The 16,168-nt window shown below is 59.6% G+C and carries 17 protein-coding genes; 14 read left to right on the top strand and 3 right to left on the bottom strand.

From position 1 onward, the window contains the following. Window positions 1-21: 21 nt before the first annotated feature. A complete protein-coding gene (locus FHT84_RS28535; RefSeq protein ID WP_112341872.1) occupies window positions 22-447 on the bottom strand; it encodes a pilus assembly protein N-terminal domain-containing protein in 426 nt (141 codons plus the stop codon). A 404-nt stretch (window positions 448-851) separates the two neighbouring features. Here FHT84_RS28535 and FHT84_RS28530 point away from each other — a divergent pair, with 404 nt between their 5' ends. The 10 genes from FHT84_RS28530 to FHT84_RS28485 all read left to right on the top strand — a co-directional run bounded on the left by FHT84_RS28530 (window position 852) and on the right by FHT84_RS28485 (window position 10,595). After that, window positions 852-1,043 carry a Flp family type IVb pilin gene (locus FHT84_RS28530; RefSeq protein WP_112338437.1) on the top strand — a complete coding sequence of 64 codons (192 nt, stop codon included), beginning with the start codon at window positions 852-854 and terminating at the stop codon, window positions 1,041-1,043. Between the two features lie 90 nt (window positions 1,044-1,133). Next, window positions 1,134-1,646 (top strand): prepilin peptidase, encoded by a 513-nt coding sequence (locus FHT84_RS28525; RefSeq protein ID WP_112341874.1) that lies wholly within the window; start codon window positions 1,134-1,136, stop codon window positions 1,644-1,646. 165 nt (window positions 1,647-1,811) lie between these two features. Beyond that, a complete protein-coding gene (gene cpaB, locus FHT84_RS28520) occupies window positions 1,812-2,627 on the top strand; it encodes a Flp pilus assembly protein CpaB (protein ID WP_113250945.1) in 816 nt (271 codons plus the stop codon). A 14-nt stretch (window positions 2,628-2,641) separates the two neighbouring features. Continuing rightward, a complete protein-coding gene (locus FHT84_RS28515) occupies window positions 2,642-4,147 on the top strand; it encodes a type II and III secretion system protein family protein (protein WP_113250965.1) in 1,506 nt (501 codons plus the stop codon). 9 nt (window positions 4,148-4,156) lie between these two features. After that, the gene (locus FHT84_RS28510; protein WP_113250946.1) at window positions 4,157-4,930 is read left to right on the top strand and encodes a CpaD family pilus assembly lipoprotein; all 774 of its coding nucleotides are present in this window, start codon (window positions 4,157-4,159) and stop codon (window positions 4,928-4,930) included. A 37-nt stretch (window positions 4,931-4,967) separates the two neighbouring features. Next, entirely contained in the window at window positions 4,968-6,239 is a 1,272-nt protein-coding gene (locus tag FHT84_RS28505) for a CpaE family protein (protein ID WP_113250947.1), read from the top strand. A gap of 75 nt (window positions 6,240-6,314) precedes the next feature. Then, window positions 6,315-7,796: a CpaF family protein gene (locus FHT84_RS28500; RefSeq protein WP_183765419.1), complete on the top strand. Its 1,482-nt coding sequence runs from the start codon at window positions 6,315-6,317 to the stop codon at window positions 7,794-7,796. Between the two features lie 8 nt (window positions 7,797-7,804). After that, window positions 7,805-8,812 carry a type II secretion system F family protein gene (locus FHT84_RS28495; RefSeq protein ID WP_183765416.1) on the top strand — a complete coding sequence of 336 codons (1,008 nt, stop codon included), beginning with the start codon at window positions 7,805-7,807 and terminating at the stop codon, window positions 8,810-8,812. 21 nt (window positions 8,813-8,833) lie between these two features. After that, entirely contained in the window at window positions 8,834-9,811 is a 978-nt protein-coding gene (locus FHT84_RS28490) for a type II secretion system F family protein (protein ID WP_112341881.1), read from the top strand. Window positions 9,812-9,950: 139 nt separating this feature from the next. Continuing rightward, window positions 9,951-10,595 carry a LysE family translocator gene (locus tag FHT84_RS28485; RefSeq protein ID WP_113250950.1) on the top strand — a complete coding sequence of 215 codons (645 nt, stop codon included), beginning with the start codon at window positions 9,951-9,953 and terminating at the stop codon, window positions 10,593-10,595. Between the two features lie 33 nt (window positions 10,596-10,628). On the opposite strand, the gene FHT84_RS28480 is transcribed toward FHT84_RS28485, so the two are convergent. Continuing rightward, on the bottom strand, window positions 10,629-11,456 hold the full coding sequence (locus tag FHT84_RS28480) for a tetratricopeptide repeat protein (RefSeq protein WP_112341883.1): 828 nt from the start codon (window positions 11,454-11,456) through the stop codon (window positions 10,629-10,631). A 167-nt stretch (window positions 11,457-11,623) separates the two neighbouring features. Between FHT84_RS28480 and FHT84_RS28475 the strand changes: the two genes are divergently transcribed. From FHT84_RS28475 to FHT84_RS28465, 3 genes are all read left to right on the top strand, one after another. Beyond that, entirely contained in the window at window positions 11,624-13,015 is a 1,392-nt protein-coding gene (locus FHT84_RS28475) for a M17 family metallopeptidase (RefSeq protein ID WP_113250951.1), read from the top strand. 235 nt (window positions 13,016-13,250) lie between these two features. Further along, window positions 13,251-13,595, top strand: a complete 345-nt coding sequence (locus FHT84_RS28470) for a MarR family winged helix-turn-helix transcriptional regulator (protein ID WP_113250952.1) — start codon at window positions 13,251-13,253, stop codon at window positions 13,593-13,595. A 17-nt stretch (window positions 13,596-13,612) separates the two neighbouring features. Continuing rightward, a complete protein-coding gene (locus FHT84_RS28465) occupies window positions 13,613-14,467 on the top strand; it encodes an NlpC/P60 family protein (RefSeq protein WP_113250953.1) in 855 nt (284 codons plus the stop codon). Between the two features lie 40 nt (window positions 14,468-14,507). Here the strand turns inward: FHT84_RS28465 and FHT84_RS28460 are convergent, their stop codons facing one another. Continuing rightward, the gene (locus FHT84_RS28460; RefSeq protein WP_246698659.1) at window positions 14,508-15,446 is read right to left on the bottom strand and encodes a DMT family transporter; all 939 of its coding nucleotides are present in this window, start codon (window positions 15,444-15,446) and stop codon (window positions 14,508-14,510) included. Window positions 15,447-15,597: 151 nt separating this feature from the next. Between FHT84_RS28460 and FHT84_RS28455 the strand changes: the two genes are divergently transcribed. Continuing rightward, window positions 15,598-16,077: an Lrp/AsnC family transcriptional regulator gene (locus FHT84_RS28455; protein ID WP_113250955.1), complete on the top strand. Its 480-nt coding sequence runs from the start codon at window positions 15,598-15,600 to the stop codon at window positions 16,075-16,077. Window positions 16,078-16,168 lie beyond the last annotated feature (91 nt).

Here is a 16,168-nt window from a genome sequence, read left to right as displayed (position 1 = left end):
TATTTATGAAATCGAATGGAATTATTGTCCGGTTGCGGGGGCCGTCGTCGCCGTGTTGTTCTGCTGGGCATGCTGTTCGCAATTGGGCGTGCAGGATAATACGGCGCGATCCGTCTGCCGGAAAACGCGGACCGTATTGCCTTCATCGATCGACACCAGGATCTGCTCATCGACGATGGCATTGCCGTCGGTATCGAGCAGAATGATATTCGTCGTCCCGAAGCTGCGGCCGGTCAGCACGATGGTCTTCGGATCGGCAACTGTTGCGTCGGCGACCTGCGAATTGCCGACGATGACCTTGCTGACAGGGCGATCAAGCTTCAAGACGCGCGCGTGATCCATATAGACGCGCAACAGGCTTTCTCCAGCAGCGTTCGAAAGCTGTGGCATCAAGCCGGCCATGGCGACGATGCCGGCGAGGAATGCGGTTTTGCCGCCGAATGGCATGGCTTGGCCTCTTGGAAAGCGTATGGCGAAAGGTTTTGTTGGACAGAATGGGAAAGAATGGTGAATGAAGGATTAAGGACGGCGCTGGCTGTGTATTTATGATGCAGACGTTCCGAAAATGGCTTTGATCTTCGCCGTTCATGTCTCGTATGGTCTGCTTTGGTACAAATCGTATAAGCTGCTAATATTCATGCATCTAATAATTTTCTTTTAGCTGAAGAAGTTCTTTAAAAATGCATGGCAAGACATGAATTCGATATTTACTATTCTTTTTTCACTTCGTTATTCAAAGTTCATTAACCCAATTCCTTAAAGCGATGGAAACGGCGGACGACTACCGTGCAGTTCGTCCGATCAACGGCAACAGTTGACGGACGTGCTGTCAACAAAGTGGAGTTAAACTCATGTCCAAGCTTTTTTCGCGCTTCCTGAAGGATGAATCGGGTGCGACCGCAATCGAATACGGCCTGATCGCCGCCCTGATCTCCGTCGCCATCATTGCTGGTGCTACCACCCTGGGCGGTACGCTCAGCTCGACGTTCAACAACATTTCCAACCAGATGAACAAGTCTGGTGCAGGTATTGGCACCAAGTAATACATCTGTTCTTTAGATGTAATACTTCACGGAAACCGCTCAATAAAATGGGCGGTTTTCGAATTTCAAACTTCGGGGCGGAAATTTATTATGTTCGGAACTTTGGCGCTATGCATATTTCCCCTGTGCATGTCTCTAGCGGCGATATCCGATCTGCTGACGATGACAATTCCGAATAGAATAAGCTTAGCCCTAGCAATCGCGTTCCTCGTGCTGGCTCCGGCATTTGGCCTGCCATTTACACAAATCGGCATGCATCTGGCTGCTGCCAGTGTCGTCTTTGCAGTGTGTTTTGCATTGTTTGCGCTCAATATTATGGGCGGTGGAGATGCGAAATTATTAGCGGCTGCCGCTCTTTGGTTTGGCTTCAATCTTTCGCTCGTAATGTTTCTTATCTATGTCGCGTTTATTGGCGGCATAATTACACTTCTTATTGTTTGGCTCCGATCACAAGCAGGCATCATCTCGGCTATCGGTCTTCCGATGCCGAATTCCTTGACAGTCGCCAAGAAAATCCCATACGGCATTGCTATTGCGGTCGGCGGAATCCTCGCATTTTCTTCTTCGCCTATTTTGATTGCGATGACCGAGGGTGTCCTTTAATCTGCCTGCTGGTTGCTAAGATCCCAAGTTTGAATATATGTAAATACTAATATAAATGAAGTAATTATGGTTAAGTAATCATAAATGTAACAGACCATTAACCATAATTACACCAATTGCCGGTCATTCTACAGGGCGAAGAATCCTGTTCCTCAAGGAATGACCATGAAACCCGCTCGCATAATGATACTCGCAGTGGCAGCCGCCGCGGCCGGGATGGCCGGCCTGCTGGCGATGCGCCTGGCTGGTTCGCGCGATATCGTGCCCCAGCAGGTTGCGGCGATCGTGGAAAAGGAAGCAACCACCAATGTGCTGGTTGCGAGCGCCAATCTGCCCGTCGGCTCCCGTCTCAACGAAAAATCAGTTCAATGGATGGCATGGCCGGAAAACGGCGTCGTCAAAGGTTTCATTACCCAGAGCGAGCGGCCCGATGCCTTGAAGGATATAAATGGCGCGGTCGTTCGCCTGCCGATATTCGAGGGCGAACCGATCCGCGAGGAAAAGGTCGCGGATTCCAGTAGCCGCATCCTCTCTTCATTGCTGCCGGCCGGTAAACGAGCCGTCGCCACCGAGATTTCCGTTGCCACCGGTGCCGGCGGTTTCATCCTCCCGAATGATCGCGTCGATGTGATCATGGTCCGCAAGGGCTCGCAGCAGCAGCTCGTCACGGAAACGGTGCTGAGCAACGTGCGCGTCTTGGCTGTCGACCAGCAGATCGAGGAAAAGCAGGATGGAAGCAAGGCTGCGGTCGGTGCCACCGCGACGCTCGAACTGACGCCGGACCAGACGAAGGTTCTGGCCGTCGCGCACCAGATGGCCGACCGCCTGACGTTGGCATTGCGCTCCGTCGCCGATGCGCAGCAGTCCGATACGACAGCGGCCGATTATCTTCTGGCCGGCGACAATGGCGGCGGACTTGTCCAAGTCATCAAGTCGGGAGCGATCGTGACCGATGGCCCGGCCGGGCCGAAACCACAATGAGAAGGGGCGACATCATGTTCAGGACAAGCAACAAAGCCAGCCTTTCTCTCACTGCAATCCTCTCCTTCTCGGTCGCCTTTGCTGGTCTGCCTCTGGCGGATCTTCCGGCTTTTCTGCGCACGCCCGTAGCCTTTGCTGATGGCTCTGACAGTATCGTCACCATCGCTGGCCTTGGCACGAGGCGCACATTGAAGCTTGGCCTCAACAAGGCACTCGTCGTCGATCTGCCGGCCGACGCGCATGATATCCTTGTTTCCGATCCCAAGATGGCGGATGCGGTGACGCGCACCTCGCGCCGCATCTACCTTTTCGGCAAGACCGTCGGCCAGACCAACATCTTCGTCTTTGGCGCCGACGGCAAGGAGATCGTCAGCCTCGATCTGCAGATCGAGCGCGACATTGCCGGGCTGCAGGCCAATCTCAAACGCTTCATCCCGGACTCCGACATCAATGTTGAGATCGTTTCCGACAATATCGTGATGACCGGCACGGTGCGCACACCGCAGGATGCCACGCGGGCCGAGCAGCTCGCCCAGGCCTTTCTGAAGGGGGGTGAAGCGACCACTCGAAACCAGACTGCCTCGGGCAGCGGCGACAACAACGCGGTCGCCATTTTCGCCGAAGTGCGGCAGACCTCGCAGATCGTCAATATGTTGCAGATCGAAGGCGAGGATCAGGTGACGCTCAAGGTGACCGTCGCCGAAATCAAACGCAGCGTGCTGAAGCAGATCGGCTTCGACAATCTTGTCAGGAATTCATCCGGCCTGACGGTAGCCCAGCTTGGCAGTCCTGTCTCCGACGGCACTGCGGCAGCCGGCGGCGGCGGTCTGGCCAGCTTGTTCAAAACCGCCATCGGCAAATACGATATCAGCACCTATCTCAATGCTCTTGAGCAGGCTGGCGCCGTCCGTACGCTGGCTGAGCCGACGTTGACGGCGATCTCCGGCCAGGCGGCGACTTTCAATTCGGGCGGTCAGACGCTGTACGCCGTCACGAACAAGGATGGGACCGTCACGGTCACACCCTTCACCTATGGCATCAGTTTGGCCTTCACGCCTGTTGTGCTGTCTGCCGGAAGAATCGCCCTGCATGTGCAGACCCAGGTTTCCAATCCGGTTGGTACGGCCAACGCCGGCACGGCAACCTATAACCAGCGCGCCGCTGATACTTCGGTGGAGTTGCCGTCTGGCGGTTCGATCGCTTTGGCCGGTCTCTTGAGTGATACCATTCAGCAGACCACCAACGGCACGCCGGGCGCCTCGAAGATTCCAATCCTTGGCGCGCTGTTCCGTCAAAAAAGCTTTCAGCGTGACGAAACCGAGCTGGTCATCATCGCGACACCCTATCTGGTGCGCCCCGTGGCCCGCGGTCAGCTTGCTCGTCCCGACGACAATTTCTCGCCGAGCAACGATGTGAGCGGCTTTTTCATGAACCGTGTCAATAAGATCTACGGCCGCAGGGACGGGCCGCCGGTCGCCGATGCCGATTTCCACGGCACTGTCGGCTTCATCTACAAGTGAGGGATCAGGATGCGCGCCTTTTCGACCGGTTCAATCGCACATCAAACAACGGGTGGCCTTGCCCGTAACGCGCCTCGCTCGCTCCGTCCCAGCTTCTCGGCCCTGGCATTGATCGCGCCGGCCTTGATCGTCACAGCTGTCCTTGGCGGTTGTGCCGGCTCCCCGGACGGCATGAGTACAAGCGCTATCAAGGACGATTATCGCCAGCGCCACCCGATCGTGCTGACGGAGAAGGAACACGATATCGACATACCGGTGGCAACCAGTGACCGGCAATTGACCGTAGGCATGCGCGATACCGTCCGCGGCTTTGTGCAGGACTATCGTGCGCATTCAACTGGTACGGTCGAAATCCTGTCGCCGCGTGGGTCCATGAATTCGCAGGCTGCATCAAGCTTGCGTCAACAGATTCGGAGAGAATTTGTCGCGAACGGCATTCGCTCCAATCGTATCGTCGAAAGCTATTATGCTGCCGGCGATATAGGTGACGCTGCTCCGATCCGCCTTCGCTTCACCGCTACGACCGCAGCCACCAACACCTGTGGTCAATGGCCTGACGATCTCGCCGACAATGCCATCGACAATCAGAATTACTACAATTTCGGCTGTGCGACCCAGCATAATCTGGCGGCGCAGGTCGCCAATCCAACGGATCTAATCGCACCGCGTGCGGTGTCGCCGATCGATACCGATCAGCGCAGCAAGATAATCGACAATTACCGCAACGGCTCGGTCCCGATCAGCACCGCTACCCTTGGCGGCTTCAGCGGAGCTAGCCAATGAGCAAGACGATTGTCCGCCGGCGGAATGGGATAACATCATGAACGCCATCGAATACGATATCGGCTCGACCGCCGCGGACGCCGAAGACGTCTCGCGCCCGGGCAATCTCGACAATCTGCGGCCGTTGCCGCGTATTTCGGTGCATGCCTTCTGCGAAAGCGAGCAGCTGCAGCGGGTGATGGACCAATGCGCCAACGATCGGCGCATGTCCAAGGTCAGCTTCCGGATCACCAGCGGCAGCGCCGCGGCAGCGGCAAACATGTTCGCTTCGGCGCCGACCCCCAATCTGATCATTCTCGAGACACGCGCCAATGCGCGCAGTCTGCTGGCCGAGCTCGAGCCGCTCGCCGCGGTCTGCGATCCGAGCACCAAGGTCATCATCGTTGGCTATCATAACGACATCGGCCTCTACCGCGAGCTGATCCGCAACGGCATCTCGGAATATATCGTGCAACCCACCGATATGGTCGATCTGATGACGGCGATGGCGGCGATCTTCATCGATCCCGATGCCGAACCCGTCGGCCGCAGCATTGCCTTTATCGGTGCCAAGGGCGGGGTGGGTGCATCCACCATCGCGCATAATTGCGCCTTCGGTATCTCCAGCCTTTTCTCCACCGAAACCATCCTTGCCGATCTCGATCTGCCCTATGGCACGGCCAATATCGACTTCGATCAGGATCCGGCGCAGGGGATTGCCGAGGCCGTCTATGCACCGGAGCGCCTGGATGAGGTCTTTCTCGATCGGTTGCTGACGAAATGCTCTCAGCACCTGTCGCTGCTGGCTGCGCCCTCCATGCTGGATCGTGCCTATGATTTCGATGGTCAGGCCTTCCTGCCGGTGCTCGACGTTCTCCAGCGCAGCGCCCCGGTGGCGGTCCTAGACGTGCCCCATCTCTGGACGGAATGGACGCGCTCGGTGCTTGCCGCCGTCGATGAGGTCGTCATTTGCGCGGCCCCGGATCTTGCCAATCTGCGCAACGCCAAGAACCTGATCGACGCTCTGCGCAAGCTGCGGCCCAACGACAAGGGACCGCACCTCATTCTCAATCAAGTAGGCATGCCGAAGCGCCCGGAAATCAACCCTTCGGAGTTCTGCGCTCCGCTAGAGGCGGATCCGATCGCCGTCATCCCCTTCGACATCAATCTGTTCGGCAATGCCGCCAATAGCGGCCGGATGATTTCGGAGACGGATCCCAAATCGCCGATCGCCGAGACCTTTTCGCAGATATCACACATCGTCACGGGTCGCGTCGCTTTGAAGAAGGCGAGAAAGGGCGGTCTGCTTGGCCTCCTGAAACGGAAGTAGTCGTTTGATTTCGCATGAATTTCCCGAGAGCGAGCCTTCGTGAAAGTCATGCTGCAGTAGAATTGGATCGAAAGCATGTTTGGCAAGCGCGGAAATGAAGGTCCTGCAAAAGGCGGCGGCACGATGCCTCCGCCGGCGCCGGCACGTGCGCCGGCCGCAGCTGCGCCGGCGGCACCAGCCGTGCTGATAGAACCGTCGCGCGATTCTTCACAGCAGCGCCAGCAGGTCGTCCCCCCGCCGATGCAGACGCCCAGCCGTCGCAGGCCGGCCCGCACCGAAGAATATTACGATACGAAGTCGCAGGTCTTCTCCGCCCTCATCGACACGATCGACCTCTCGCAGCTTTCCAAGCTCGGGCCGGAAGCGGCGCGCGAGGAAATCCGCGATATCGTCAACGACATCATCACGATCAAGAATTTCGCGATGTCGATCTCCGAGCAGGAGGAACTGCTCGAGGATATCTGCAACGACGTACTCGGCTATGGTCCGCTGGAGCCGCTTTTGGCCCGCGACGACATCGCCGATATCATGGTTAACGGCGCCGGCCAGACGTTCATCGAAGTTGGGGGCAAGACCGTCGAATCGGAAATCCGCTTCCGCGACAATGCGCAGCTTCTTTCCATCTGCCAGCGCATCGTCAGCCAGGTCGGCCGCCGCGTCGATGAATCGAGCCCCATCTGCGATGCGCGCCTGCCCGACGGTTCGCGTGTCAACGTCATCGCACCGCCGCTCGCGATCGACGGGCCTGCACTGACCATTCGTAAATTCAAGAAGGACAAGCTGACGCTCGATCAGCTCGTCCGCTTCGGCGCCATCACGCCGGAAGGCGCAACGCTGCTGCAGATCATCGGCCGCGTGCGCTGCAACGTCGTCATTTCAGGCGGTACGGGCTCGGGCAAGACGACGCTGCTTAACTGCCTGACCAACTATATCGACCGCGACGAGCGCGTCATCACCTGCGAAGACACCGCCGAACTGCAGCTGCAGCAGCCGCATGTCGTGCGCCTCGAAACCCGGCCGCCGAACATCGAAGGCGAGGGTGAGATCACCATGCGTGATCTCGTCAAGAACTGCCTGCGCATGCGTCCCGAGCGCATCATCGTCGGCGAAGTGCGCGGACCCGAGGTCTTTGATCTGCTGCAGGCGATGAACACGGGCCATGACGGTTCCATGGGAACCATCCACGCCAATACGCCGCGCGAATGCCTGAGCCGTATCGAATCGATGATCGCCATGGGCGGCTTCAGCCTGCCGGCCAAGACCGTGCGCGAGATCGTCTCCACCTCCATCGACGTCATCATCCAGGCTGCGCGCCTGCGTGACGGTTCGCGCCGTATCACACAGATCACCGAAGTCATCGGCATGGAAGGCGATGTCATCATCACGCAGGATCTGATGCGCTACGAGATCGAGGGCGAAGACGCAAACGGCCGCATCATCGGCCGGCATGTGTCCACCGGCATCGGCAAGCCGCATCTCTGGGATCGCGCCCGCTACTACAATGAGGAGCGGCGCCTGGCAGCCGCGCTCGACGAGATGGAACAGAAGGCGCAATAGGACTAACGATGTTCGGTGTCGATCCAATGGTGCTGTTGATTGTCCTGCTGACGGCGGTGTCGGCTGCTGCCGTCTGCTACGGCATTCTCTATTCGCGGATCGAGGCTCAGAAGAAGGCCGCAAGCCGCGTCAATCGGGTCAAGCAGGCCGAAACCGATCGTGTGAAGGTCAAGGCGGCGCGCGACCGCGTTCAGGAGATGTCCAAGCGGCGCAAGTCCGTCCAGGATTCGCTTAAGGATCTGGAGCGTCGCCAGTCCGAAAACACCAAGAAAAAGCAGTCGCTGAAAGCGCGCCTGTCGCAGGCCGGTTTGTCGCTGACGCCATCGCGCTTCTACGTTTTCAGCGTGCTGTTCGGCCTGTTTGCGGTGCTGGTCTTTTTCATTGTCGGCGCTCCGCCCCTGGTCATCCTTGGACTGTTCTTTGCCGTCGCTTTCGGTCTGCCGCGCTGGGTTCTCGGCTTCCTCATCAAGCGCCGGCAAAACAAATTTCTCGAAGAATTTCCGAACGCGCTCGATCTTATCACCCGTTCCCTTCGCTCGGGCCTGCCGCTCAACGATGCGGTGCGACTGGTGGCCGCCGAGGCGCGCGATCCGGTCAAGTCGGAATTTCGCCGGGTGGTCGAAGCGCAGCAGGTCGGTCTGAGCATGTCGGATGCCTGCGCGCGCATGACAAACCACATGCCGCTGCAGGAAGTGAATTTCTTCTCGATCGTCATTACCATTCAGGCCCAGGCCGGCGGCAATCTGTCGGAAGCCCTAGGCAACCTCTCGAAGGTGCTGCGCGACCGCAAGAAAATGAAGGCGAAGGTCAAGGCGCTGTCGATGGAGGCAAAGGCATCCGCCGTCATCATCGGCGCGCTGCCTTTCATCGTCATGCTGCTCGTCTATCTGACCTCGCCGCAATACATGATGATCCTGTTCACCGATCCGCGCGGCCATCTGATCTTGCTCGCAGCCGGTATCTGGATGTCCGTCGGAATCTTCATCATGCGCAACATGGTCAATTTCGAGATCTGAGCGGAAGGAGCCGCGTAGCCCATGTCCGATCTGGCCGCCAAACTGACCGATCCCGGCACCCTCCTCGCTGTCGTCGTTGCCATTGCCGTCTTTGCCACCTTCTATACGATCGCCATACCGCTGCTCGAGCGCGGCGATCTCAATAAGCGCATGAAGGCCGTATCGACGGAGCGCGAGCAGATCCGCGCACGCGAACGGGCTCGGCTTAGCGCCGATGGCGGCAAGGCATCGCTGCGCAGCCATAACAATCGAAACGCCAGACAGATCGTCGAGCGCTTCAACCTGCGAAATGCGCTGGTTGATGCCAATACCATGAATCGCCTGCGGGCCGCTGGCCTGCGCTCCGAAAACGCGTTGAACATATTTCTGGTGGCGCGGTTCTTTCTGCCGTTCCTGTTCCTGGCGGCTGCGATCGTGCTGGTTTTCGTTCTCGGCTGGTTTGCCTCAAAACCATTGCCGATCCGTCTGCTCGGCGTCATCGGCACCGCCTATCTCGGTTTCTATGCGCCGAATATCTATGTTTCCAACCGGATGACCAAGCGCCAGAAGTCGATCAAGCGCGCCTGGCCGGATGCTCTCGACCTGATGCTGATCTGCGTGGAGTCGGGCATATCGATCGAAGCCGGCATGCATCGCGTGTCCGAGGAAATGGCCGAGCAATCCCCGCCGCTCGCCGAGGAAATGGTGCTGACCACAGCCGAACTTTCCTTCCTACAGGATCGCCGCACGGCCTTCGACAATCTTGCCGCCCGCACCCAGATCGAGCTCGTCAAATCGGTGACGCAGGCGCTCATTCAGGCCGAGCGCTATGGCACGCCGCTCTCACAGGCGCTGCGCGTCATGGCGCAGGAAGGCCGCGACGAGCGCATGAACGAGGCGGAGAAGAAGGCGGCCGCCCTGCCGCCGAAGCTGACCGTGCCGATGATCATCTTCTTCCTGCCGGTCTTGATGGCCGTCATTCTCGGCCCGGCAATCCTCCAGGCCATGGACAAGTTCTGATCCGCCGGCTTGCTTCCGCGTGCGGGCATGGTTAATCTTCGATCCGACGTTGTGGACGGCCGGAAGCGAAATCCCCGGCGCGCCCTGGAGGCTGCCGTCCACCAGCGAATAGATGTCCAGCCGTATCGGGAGGTGTCGCATGTCGTCCATGGCAGTGTTTCTTAGCGTTATCGCTGCGGTCTTCATCGGGGCCGCCAGTCCCGGTCCGAGCTTCGTGCTTGTCTCCCGAATTGCCGTTTCCCGCTCGCGAAAAGCGGGTCTTGCCGCCGCTCTCGGCATGGGGACGGGCAGCGTCATATTCGCGACCTTGGCCCTGTTCGGCTTGAGTGCCCTGCTGATGAAGGTCGAATGGCTGTATCTGGCGCTGAAGGTCGCAGGCGGTCTCTATCTGATCTATGTCGGCGTCCGCATCTGGCGCGGCGCGGCGGATGACCTTCCGATCGATTCACCTGCGACGCCGAAGGCATCGGGCGCAGCGCGCAATTTTCTCTTTGCGCTCGGGACCCAGCTCAGCAATCCGAAGACCGCCATCTTTTATGGCAGTATCTTTGCAGCCCTCCTGCCGGCGGCTCCTGCGCCCTGGCTGCTGGCCGCCGTTCCGCTGGCGGTCTTTCTGGTCGAGACCGGATGGTACACGGTGGTGACGATCGCCTTCTCGTCGAACCGCCCGCGCGCAATTTATCTCGGTGCCAAGCTCTGGATCGACCGCGTGGCCGGCGTCGTGATGGGCGCGCTCGGAGCGCGGCTGGTGGCCGAGGGCCTGCCACGTCATCTCTGGCGTTAGGGGTCGAGGTGGCCGAGCGTTTCTTCGGCCGTATTATTCGACGGTTTTCCTGGCGTCGCCGCTGGCCGCAAGCTTCTGCCAGGAATTCCGCTGCGCCAGCATGCCCCTGAGATAGGCGACATTGGCGTTGGCCTGCTGCGGCGTCAGCTCCTGGCGCGCGATCTGTTCCGCCTCGGCAAAACGGCCCTGCAGGCCGACGACCAGCGCCAGGTTCTGGCGCACGCGGCTATCGGAGCCCGGCTGCGAGACGGCCGAGCGAAGATAGTTTTCGGCGTTCTTGAGGTCTCCGGTTAGCACGTAGGACATGCCGAGATTGGAAAGAATTGTCGGCTCGTTGGGTGCCAGCACCAGCGCATCGCGATATTTGGCGCGCGCATCTGTGGAGCGTCCAAGCTGGTCGAGGATGGCACCTTGCGCGGAAACCAGGCGCCAGTCCGGCCGGTCCGGCAGCTGTGCGCGGTCGATGGTCGCCAGCGCTTCGTCGAGCTGGCCCGCCGCCGCCTGTGCCTTGCCATAGGCGGCCAACACACCGCGATCGGTCGGATTGGCGATTGCCACCTGCTGCATGACGGCGAGCGCCTGGTCGTTGCGGCCGCTCATGCGCAAGGCATTGGCGTAGTTCACGCCGGCATCACGATCCTTGGGATTGGCATCATAAGCCTTGCCATACGTCGCGGTCGCCTGAGCGAGTTCGGTACTGTTCATCGTGTCGAGAGATTTCGATGTCTTGGGGACCGAGCCCGTCGTCATCCTGTCCTGTCCGGTCGTTGAGCAGCTTGCGAGCGAAAGCGCCAGAAGTGCGGCGGAAGCTCCCCGCAAAAGAAAGGTTCTGAATGAAAACGCAGCTGAAACGGCGGGCATTTCGATTATCCCTGAATTCCTTAAATCTTGCGCGAGGCCTAGAATCGGAACAGGGAAAGGTTCGACGCAATGTTCGCTCCAGCAATAATCTGTTAACCCTAACAGACGGTTAACTCTCGATTCTCTGAAGTCTCCAATTCCCTGAAGTTATCGGTCAAAGGATAGTCATGGCCCCCTACCAATACATCGAGCGTGCGACGCCCTTCAATTCGAAGGGTGGTGCGACGCTGCCGATCTTTGCCGTCACCCCGGCACATATCGAGACCGGCACCATCGATCCCATCGCGCTCGATTGGGCCCGCAGGGCCGGCTACAAGGCGGAAAGCGGCTCGCTGCTGTTGATTCCGACGGCCGACGGACATCTGGGCGGAGCCTTGTTCGGGCTCGGCTCCAATCCCTCCGAACAACCTTTCCTGACGGGAAGGCTTGCGCGCAGCCTGCCGGCAGGCGATTGGCATATCGAGACGGCGCCGCTGACGGCGAACCGGCTTTCGCTCGGCTTCGGTCTCGGCAGCTATCGTTTCGAGCGCTACAAGTCCGAGAAGGCGACGGCGCCGACGCTGATGATCCCGCGCGATGCCGATGCCGCCGATATCAAACGTCAGCTGGCCGGCGTGTTTCTGGCGCGCGATCTCATCAATACCCCGACCAACGACATGGGACCGGAGCAACTCGAAGCCGCTTTCCGGGCGCTGGCCGAACACTACAAGGCTGATATGTCCGTCATCATCGGCGATGACCTCCTGAAGGAGAATTTCCCGCTCGTGCATACTGTGGGACGCGCCAGCGCCGATGCGCCGCGCCTGCTGGAACTGCGCTGGGGCAAGAAGGGGCATCGCCGCATCACGCTGGTTGGTAAGGGCGTCTGCTTCGACACCGGCGGCCTCGATATCAAGCCGGCATCCTCGATGCTGCTGATGAAGAAGGACATGGGCGGTGCCGCGAACGTCATGGGCCTGGCGCTGATGATCATGGACGCGAAGCTCAAGGTCGACCTGCGCGTCATCATTCCCGTCGTCGAGAACTCGATTTCCTCCAACGCCTTCCGCCCTGGCGACATCTATACGAGCCGCAAGGGCCTCACCGTGCAGATCGACAATACCGATGCCGAGGGACGGCTGATCCTGGCCGATGCGCTGGCCTATGCCGATGAGGACGCGCCGGACCTGATGATCGACATGGCGACGCTGACGGGTGCTGCCCGCGTCGCGCTCGGCCCCGACCTGCCGCCCTTCTTCACCGACGACGACGACCTTGCCCGCGACCTGACCGAAGCGAGCCTGGAGACGGACGATCCGCTGTGGCGCATGCCGCTCTACATGGGCTACGACAAGGATATCCGTACGAAATTCGCCGATATCACCAATGCTCCATCGGGCGGCATGGCCGGCTCCATCACGGCCGCCCTATTCCTCAAGCGGTTTGTCACGAAGACGCCGAGCTGGGTTCATTTCGATATCTACGGCTGGGCGCAGAGCGAACGGCCGCATTCGCCCGGCGGCGGCGAGGCGCAGGCGATCCGGGCGCTGTATCATCACATAAGGCAGAGTGTGCGGTAGGTCGTCGTTGCAGGTAGGCGAGCTTCTCTATCTATCGCCCACCTGACACCCCCCTCTGTCGCTGCCGCGACATCTCCCCCCTTGTGGGGGAGATGTCGCGAAGTGACAGAGGAGGGCACTCTCAACGAACTCTGTGGTCACTGCTCCGAAGAGTAACCAATCAAAACTCCCTTGAAACCGCCATGATCTTGGCCGAAACTGGAACGGCAGCGTAACGAATCCCGGGATTTGCCCCTTGCCGCTTGAACTCACCGCCTCGCAGGCTCTCGGCCTCTGGCATGGCGTGACGCTCGCTCAGGTGCGCCGCGAGGATCATGATTTGACCTTGCGGCAGATGGCGATCCTGCTTCAGATCTATCTCGTGCCGCCGCCGCATACCGTGCGTGGTCTTGCCGCGACACTCGGCGTCACCAAGCCGGTCATCACCCGGGCGCTTGACACCATGGGCGTCATGGGATTGGTCGACCGCGTGCGCGACGAGCGTGATCGCCGCAACGTCATCATCAAACGGACGGTCACCGGCGCGCTCTATCTGGAAAAACTCGGCGATCTCGTCATCGAGCACGGCCGCAAACTGTAACCTCAGGAAATTTCGTCATGACGCTCGACCGCCGCCTCAATGCCTTCAGGGCCGATCTCGCCGAGGCTTCTCTGAGAGGTAAAGTCGAGGCCGAGCGCTTCGTCGAGGGGATTAGCGCACGCGTTGCCGTCCCCGTCATTGCGCTGCGGCCGAAGCCGGATCTCGCCTCGGGCATCGATACCGAGCTCTTGATGGGTGAAGAGGTGACGATATTCGAACGCCGCGATGGCTGGTGCTGGGTGAAGGCACTGTCCGATGGTTATGTCGGCTACCTTCCGGAAACGTCGATCAAGGAAGGCGCGGCTGTGCCAACCCATGTCGTCATTCCACAGCGCACTTTCCTCTATCCCGAGCCGGAGCTGCGCAAGCCGCATGCGGCAATCCTCTCCATGGGCAGTCTCGTGCATGTGACCGGCACGGCAGAGGCGCGGGGCAATCACTATGTCGTCTTGGAGGATGGCACCGCCATCTTCGCCAAGCATGTCCAGCCGATCGGCGACAACCGGGGCGGCGATTTTGTCGACGTCGCCTTGCGCTTTATCGAAACGCCCTATCTCTGGGGCGGCCGCTCGGGTCTCGGCATCGATTGCTCGGGCCTCGTGCAGCTGGCGCTGTCGATGACAGGCCGCGCGGCACCGCGCGATACCGACATGCAGGCGGCCGCCCTCGGCCAGCCGATCACTCGCGACGAACTGAAGCGCGGCGATTTCGTTTTCTGGAAAGGGCATGTGGCCATCATGGAAGATCCGGAAACCATCGTTCATGCCAACGGCCATACCATGACTGTCGCCCGGGAGAATTTTGCTGCCGCCGTCGAACGCATCGGCTGGCTCTACGAGCGGCCGACCGGCTATCGCCGTTTCGTCGACTGACGGCGCACCGCAACCCTATAGCCGCAGCGCCGCCGGCCTCTTATGGCGTATGCGGGCGCGCGATCCAGATCCCGGCGACAATGACGATGCCGCCGAGGGCCTGTATCAGCGTGACGTTTTCGCCGAACAGAAACCAGGCGAAAAGCGCGGCTGCGATCGATTCCAGGAAAATGACGAGTGAGGAGAAAACGGTTGGCAGCCGCCCGAGCGCCACCGAAAGCAGGCCTTGCCCGCCGGCATGGCTGATGAGGCCGAGCGCCAGAAGCACGCACCATCCCGAAATCGACTGCGGCACTATCCGCGGCTCGAAGAAGAAGGCGACGAGGAACAGGATCGCCGAGGTTATGACGCTGAGTTCGAAGGTGACGCGCGCCGCATTCGTCCTTGGTCGCGCCGCACCGACTGCCAGGAAATAGAGACCGAAGAAGGCGCCGGTGATGATGGCGAGCGCGTCTCCGACAGCGCGGCTCGGATTGAATGCAAGGCTTTGCGCCACCAGCGCCGTGCCACCGGCAAGGCAGACGAGAAGCCCGATCAGCGTGGTGCGATCGACCCTCTGCCGCAGGAGAAGCCAGCCGAAGATAACGACCCAGAGCGGCGCCATGGTCGCAAAGAACGTGGCATTGGCGATCGTCGTCCGCATGATGGCGAGGTGCCAAAAGAACAGGTCACCCGTAAAGGCGATACCGGCGAGAATGGTCGGCAGCGTAAAGCTGGCACGAGGTGCTCTAACCTCCGAAGCCTCCGCATATCGCATCCAGATCCACAGGATAGGCAGAGCCAGGAAGACGCGCCAGAACGCGCTGGCGAAAGGCCCGACATCGGCGAGACGCACGAGGCTTGGGGAGATGCTCATGGCCAATGCCGCAAGGAGCATCGCCACGACCCCGAAAAGGAACTCTTTCGAGCCGTCGGACCCTGCCTTGCCGGCAGCCGGGCGGTTTGCATTCGTCCGCTCGCCAAGGTCTGCTGCGCGCATATCGTATTCAGTGTCCGGTTGTGACATTCTCGTGCCTTTGCAAGTCAGGTGATGTGTGGCGCAAAGCTAGTACAGGCGGAAAGAGTATTTGGCTCCATTTTGACGGTTTCCATGCAATTTTGTTTCCTCTTTGCGGTAAGGATGTTTTGAAATGCGCAAATCCGCCGATCTCGATGAATTCGACCTGGCAATTCTCGACCTTCTTCAGAAGGACAGCACCGTTCCGCAACGCAAGATCGGTGAATTGGTCAATCTCTCCGCGCCCGCCGTGCAGCGGCGCATCAAGCGCTTGCAGGAGAGCGGCGTCATTCAGGCGAATATCGCCGTCATCGATCCGGCAGCGATGGGCTTGCCGATCACCATCATCGTCGAGGTCCATATCGCAAACGAGCGTTACGACCTCATCAATGCGATAAAGCGCAGCTTCCTGGAGGCGCCGGAAGTTCAGCAATGCTACCAGGTCACCGGTGAAGCGGATTTCGTGCTTGTCGTCGTCGTGGCCAGCATGTCCGCCTATGAGGCGCTGACGCGGCGTCTGTTCTACGACAATCCGAATGTCACGAAATTCAAATCGCTCGTTGCCATGGATCGGGTGAAGATCGGCCTTTCCCTGCCATTGAGGCGAGATTAGAGCGTTTCCCATTCATGCTGGATCATATCCACATGAGTTGAAGTAATTCTGAGCCTCTTGCGGTTCGACCAGATCAATCAGCTTGCCGATG

The sequence above is a fragment of the Rhizobium sp. BK289 genome (genome assembly GCF_014193575.1).
Taxonomy (GTDB): Bacteria; Pseudomonadota; Alphaproteobacteria; order Rhizobiales; family Rhizobiaceae; genus Rhizobium; species Rhizobium tropici_C.
Note: the sequence above shows the minus strand (reverse complement) of the source record. Positions and strands in the feature narration are given on the sequence as shown.